Raw genomic sequence first — 6327 nt, forward strand, 5'->3', positions numbered from 1 at the left:
ACCTGCACCGCCTCGCCCGTCCTGCGCCGCCGGAAGCTCGCGCGCAGCGCGGCGTGCCGCTCCAGCAGAGCCTCCCACGACGCCCGCAGCCGGTCCGGGTCCACGGGGCCGACCAGCTCCAGCAACCGCTGGCCCTGGTAGACGTCGGGGCCGTCCTCATCGAACGCGGCGTGGAACAGCAGGCCCTCCTGCAGCGGCGACAGCGGCCACACGTCCTCGACGGCGGATCGGGTCATCGCTCTGTCTCTCCTCACGGCGGATCGCTGACGGCGGCTCGGGGGCTTACGGGTTCGCGGCTTTCTGATCTACGGGGCAAGGTCACGGAAGGTCGTCGTCGGCGAGATCGGCTTCGAACTCGTCGACCTCGTCCTGGCCGAGGTCGAGCAGCGCGAAGTCGGAGGGGGTGTGCCCGCCGGCCGCCGGGTCCTCGGTGTGCGCGGCGAGCCCGGCGAGCATCTCCAGCCAGGCGGCGCCCAGCCGTTCGACCTCGTCGGCGCCGAAGAGACCGGCGGCCCGGCTCAGGGTCAGCGTCAGCTCGGGGCCGCCGGGGGTGTCGCGGACCACCGCGTTCGCCTCCAGCGCATGCGCCACCGGCAGGTCAGGTGCGGCGGATCCCCCGAGGGCGCTCTCCCCGGCCGGCTGCCACGGCTCCGGGTCCCGGGCCGGCGATGCGGCGGAAAAGCGGCCGAGGTAGTTGAAGCCGATCTGCGGCGACGGCAGCGCGGCCAATGCGTCGGCGGTCCGGGGGTTGAGGTGGCGCAGCAGCCCGTGGCCGAGGCCGTCACCGGGCACGGCCTGCGCCTGCTCCTTCACCGCCTTCAGCAGCGCCCCCGCCTCCGGTCCGCCCGCACGCGCGTCGCGGAGATCGACACCGGAGGCGTCGAGGCGCAGCGGGTGCACCGCGGTGAACCAGCCGACCGTACGGGACACGTCCAAGCCCCCGACCGGCCCGCGGCCGTGGCCTTCGACATCGACGAGTACGCCGCGGTCCGCGCTGTCCGGCCGCCAGTGGGCGACGGCCCCGGCGAGGGTGGCGAGCAGCACCTCGTGCACGCCGGTGTGGAAGACGGCGGGCGTGCGGCCCGTCAGCGTCGCCGCCTGCTCGGCGGGCACGGCCCAGGTGTGCGAGCGCATGGTCGCCGCGGTGTCGGTGGCGGGGTCGAGGGGGCGGTGGCCGAGGGACGGTTCGGGGGCGCCGAGGAGGTCGGTCCAGGTCTGGAGTTCGGCGATGGCGCGGTCGTCGGCCGTTGCCTGGGTGACGAGTTCGTGCGCCCAGCGGCGGTAGGAGGCGGGTACGGGTTCGAGGGCGGGCTGCCTGCCGTCGGCGAGAGAGACGCAGGCGGTTTGGAGGTCGGGGAGGAGGATGCGCCAGGACATGCCGTCGACCACCAGGTGATGGACCACGAGGACGAGGCGGCCTACCCGGGACGGCCCGGGGTCCAGCCAGACGACGCGGGCCATCGCGCCGTCCACGGGGCGCAACGTCGCGGCGGCGGTGCGGGCTTCGCGGGAGGCGAGCGCGTCGAGATCGGCGGTGCCGGCGCCATCGACGCGGGAGACGAGGCCCCCCGCGTCGACGGAGCCGCGTTCGGCGACGTCGAGACGGGGGTTCGCCGGCTCCGACAGATCGGCGCGGGCCCGCAGCACGTCGTGCACGTCGAGCAGGGCGGCGACACCGGCGGTGAGCACGTCGAGGCCCAGAGCGGGGGGTGCGCCGACGACCGTCCACTGGGCGAACCCGGGGTCCGCAGCCCGTACTCCGTGCGCCCGCATCACCGGCGTCCACGGCACCTCACCGACGCCCGTGTCCGCGACCGCCGGCGCCGACTCGGGCTCGGCGACGACGGCAAGCCGCTCGGGGGTCTTGGCCTCGAAGACCTGCCGGGGGGTGAGCACGAGCCCTTCGCGGCGGGCGCGGGAGGCGAGTTGCATGGAGGTGATGGAGTCGCCGCCGAGAACGAAGAAGTCGTCGTCCGCGCCGACGCGTTCCAGCCCCAGCACCTCGGCGAACAGCGCGCAGAGGGCGGCCTCGGTGGGATTGGCAGGAGCACGGCCGGACACACGGCCGGCGAGGTCGGGGGCGGGCAGGGCCTTGCGGTCGGTCTTGCCGTTGGGCGTGAGCGGGAGCGCGTCGAGGATGACGATGGCGGCGGGGACCATGTGCTCGGGAAGCCGGGTGGTGGCGAAGTCCCGGACGGCGTCGGCGTCGACGTCGCCGGTCACGTAGGCGATGAGTCGTTTGTCGCCGGGTCGGTCCTCGCGTACGACGACTGCGGTCTGCGTCACGTCGGGGTGGGCGGCGAGGACGGCTTCGACCTCGCCGGGCTCGATCCGGAAGCCGCGGACCTTGACCTGCTCGTCGGCACGGCCGGCGAAATGCAGCAGACCGTCGTGAGACCACCGGGCCAGGTCACCGGAGCGGTACATCCGCGCACCCGGCTCGAAGGGGCAGGCGACGAACCGCTCCGCGGTCAGCCCACCGCGGCCGATGTAACCCCGGGCAAGCCCAGGGCCGGTGATATACACCTCGCCGGTGACACCGGGGGGTACGGGCCGCAGGAAATCATCCAGCACGTAGGTGTGCATGTTGCCGATCGGGCGGCCGATCGCCGGAGGCGCATCGTGCGGCTCGATGCCCGCATCGAGGGGGACGGCGGTGGTGATGACGGTGGCCTCGGTCGGACCGTACGTGTTCCACACCTGGGCCTGCCGTGTCCAGCGGGACGCCAGGTCGGCGGTCAGCAACTCGGCACCCAGCACCCAGTTCTGCACCCCCGGCACCGCGGCCGGGTCGAGAACGCTCAGCAGCGACGGCACCACACTGGCCACAGACACCCCGGAGCTACGGACCATCTCCGCCAGCGCCGCAGGCTCCGCCCGCTCCTCGTCGGAGGCAACGGCGAGCGTGCCGCCGGCCGCGAGGGTCACGGCAACGTCCAACACCGCGGCGTCGAAGCTGAACGACGCGAACTGCAACGCCGTCACACCCTCCGCCACCCCCAGCACCGGACGCATCGCCTCGGCCAGATTCGCCGGACCGCGATGGGGCACGGCGACGCCCTTCGGGCGGCCGGTCGAACCGGACGTGTAGATGACGTACGCCAGTTGCCCCGGCTCCAGCACCGTGCCCAGCGGCTCCGCCGACTCCGCCGCGATCTCCCCCGCCGCAGACACCAGGTCCTCCGCGCCCAGCACCACCTGCGCACCACTGTCGGCGACCATGAACGCCAACCGGTCCGCCGGATACGCCGGATCCAACGGCACGTACGCGCCCCCGGCCTTCCACACCGCAAGCACCGCCACAACCATCTCCACACCACGCGGCAAACACAGCCCCACCCGCGACTCCCGGCCCACACCCAGCCGCCGGAGATACCGCGCCAACCGATTCGCCCACGCATCCAACTCCCCGTACGACAGCAGCTCAGCCCCACACCGCACGGCGACGACACCGGGCGCTCTCCGCGCCCGCGCCTCGAACCGGTCCAGCACCGAACCCACCGGCACCGCCAACTCCGTCGCGTTCCACCCCGACACGACCCGGGACCGCTCAGACGCGTCCAGCACCTCCACGTCCCCCACCCGCACCATCGGGTCCGCCACCACCTGTTCCAGCACCCGCAGCACCCGCCGCGCCAGCCCCTCCGCCTCGCGCGCCTCGAACAGGTCCGGCCGATACGTCACCCGGACTTCGAGGTGCTCGGCGGCGTCGACGCCGAGTGTCAACGGGTAGTTGGTCGCTTCGCGGGAGTTCAGGACGTCGATGGACAGTGCGTCGGGTGCCGTGGCCTCCTCGGGCGGGTGCGGGTAGTTCTCGTAGACGACGAGAGAGTCGAAGGTCGCGCCCGCTCCTCCGAGCTTCTGGATCTCCTGGAGGCCGAGGTGCTGGTGCCCCATCAACGCCGACTGCCGACTTTGCAACTCGGCAAGCATCTCCACCACACGCTGCCCGCCATCCAACCTCACCCGCACCGGCAACGTGTTGATGAACAAACCCACCATCGACTCAACACCCGGCAACTCCACCGGACGCCCCGCCACCGTCGCCCCGAAAACCACATCAGAACGACCCGCCAACCGCGCCAACACCAACGCCCACGCACCCTGCACCACCGTATTGACCGTCAACCCCCGCCCACGCGCCCACACACCCAACGCGGCGGTGGGCTCCGGCGCGAGCCGTGCCTCGGCCTGCTCCGGCTGTACGGCGGCTGCGGCGGGGGCCGCGGGGGCGACGAGCGTCGGCTCGTCGGCCCCGGCCAGTTCCACCCGCCACGCCTCCCGCGCCGCCGCCTTGTCCTGCCGCCCCAGCCAGGCGAGGTAATCCCGGTACGGGGCGGGGCGCTTGAGCGCGGAGGTGTCACCGCCCGCCTCGTACAGCGCGGACAGCTCGCCGAGCAGTACGGGCATGGACCAGCCGTCCATCAGTATGTGATGGGTCGTCATCACGAGCCGGTGGTGCCGGTCGCCGAGCCGGACGAGGAGGAGCCGCAGCAGCGGCGGTGCCGCCGGATTCAGCCGCTCCGCGCGCTCCTCGGCGGCCAGCTTCTCCAGCCGGGCGGCCGCGTCCGGGCCGTCGGTGTCGGCGAGGTCTGCCTCGCGCCAGGGCAGGCGTACTTCGCGGGCGATGAGCTGGACGGCTTCGCCGGAGGCGCGCCGGTGGAAGCTGGCGCGCAGTGCGCCGTGCCGGGCGAGCAGCGCCTCCCAAGAGCCGCGCAGGCGCGCGGGGTCCAGGGGGCCGTCGAGGCCGAGGACGAACTGGACGGTGTAGAGGTCGGGGCCGGTGTCGTCGTATCCGGCGTGGAACAGGAGGCCCTCCTGCAGCGGCGACAGCGGCCACACTTCCAGGGCCGGGCGGGTGGTGGCGGTGTGGGTTTTCACCGGGGCAGTCCTCCTTCGATCTTGCCGGCGATCTCTTCGAGCTGTTCGACGTCGTCCTGGCCGAGGTCGAGGAGGGGGAAGTCGGAGGGGGTGTGCCCGCCGGCCGCCGGGTCCTCGGTGTGGGCGGCGAGGCCGGCGAGCATCTCCAGCCAGGACGCGCCGAGGCGTTCGGCGTCGGTGCGGTCGAGCAGTTCGGGGGGCCAGCCGAGGGTGAACGACAGCTCGGGGCCCGCGGGGGTGTCCCGGATGACGGCGTTGGTCCCGAGGGCGTGCAGTACCGGCATGTCCGCGGGTGCGGTGCCGCCGACGGCGGTCTCGCCCGCGGGCTGCCACGCCCGGACCGGGGCCGCGGTGCCGACGGCGGGGAACCGGCCGAGGTAGTTGAAGCCGATCTCCGGCTGCGGCAGCGCCGCCATCGCCTCGGCCGTCCCAGCGTTGAGGTGGCGCAGCAGCCCGTGGCCGAGGCCGTCGCCCGGCACGGCCTGGGCCTGTTCTTTGACGGCCTTGAGCAGCCGTCCGGCGGCCGGTCCGCCGACCCGTACGTCGTCCAGGTCGATCCCGTGCACGTCGAGCCGCAGCGGGTGGACGCTGGTGAACCAGCCCACCGTGCGGGTCAGGTCGAGGTCCCCGGCCGGCTCGCGGCCGTGGCCTTCGACGTCCACGAGCACGCCGCCGCGTGCTGCCGGCCGCCAGTGGGCCACCGCGGCGGCGAGGGTGGCGAGCAGCACCTCGTGCACGCCGCAGTGGAAGACGGCGGGGGTGCGGCCGGTCAGCGTCGCGGCCTGGTCCGCGGGGACCGTCCACGTGCGGTTCTGCAGGGACACCACGGTGTCGGTCGCCGGGTCGAGGACGCGGTGGGCCAGCGCGGGCGTGCGGGCGCCGAGTTGCCCGGTCCAGCGCTCCAGCTCGGCAACCCGTTCCGTGCCCGCGGCCTGGGCCGCCAGCTCCCGCGACCAGCGGCGGAACGACGTCGCCACCGGCTCCAGCTCCGGCTTCCGCCCCTCACCCGCCGCCTCGCACGCCGCCCGCAGATCCGGCAGCAGGATCCGCCACGACACCCCGTCGACCACCAGATGGTGGACGAGGAGCGCGACGCGCCCGATGCGGTCCTCTCCCGCGTCCAGCCACACGGCGTGGACCATGACGCCGTTCGCCGGGTCCAGCCGGGCGACCGCCGCTCTCGCGGCCTGCTCCGCGAGCCGGTCCAGGTCGTCGGCGTCCGCGGCGTCGATACGGGTCACGCGGCCCGCCGGGTCCACCGAGCCCCGCTGCCCGACGACGAGCCGGGGGGCCTCCTCGTCGGACAGGTCCGTTCTGGCCCGTAGCACGTCGTGGGTGTCCAGCAGGGCGCCGATGCCGGCTGCGAGCGTCTCCCGCCCGAGGTCCGCGGGGGCGCCGACGACCATCCACTGCGCGAACTCGCGGCCCGTGGTCCGTTTCCCGAGC

General features: G+C 73.8%; 3 protein-coding genes. All 3 read right to left on the minus strand.

Translation table 11 applies throughout. The annotated features are described in order from the left end of the window. Positions 1-236: condensation domain-containing protein (locus tag H5J30_RS13980; protein WP_181787762.1), on the minus strand; the 236-nt coding region annotated here is incomplete at its 3' end. An 82-nt stretch (positions 237-318) separates the two neighbouring features. Beyond that, positions 319-4881: a non-ribosomal peptide synthetase gene (locus H5J30_RS13985; RefSeq protein ID WP_309505524.1), complete on the minus strand. Its 4563-nt coding sequence runs from the start codon at positions 4879-4881 to the stop codon at positions 319-321. Continuing rightward, on the minus strand, positions 4878-6327 hold a 1450-nt coding region (locus H5J30_RS13990; protein WP_258563306.1), incomplete at its 5' end, for a condensation domain-containing protein. The genes H5J30_RS13990 and H5J30_RS13985, both read right to left, overlap by 4 nt.

Origin of the sequence: Streptomyces phytophilus (assembly GCF_013870535.1) — a bacterium.
GTDB lineage: Bacteria > Actinomycetota > Actinomycetes > Streptomycetales > Streptomycetaceae > Streptomyces > Streptomyces phytophilus.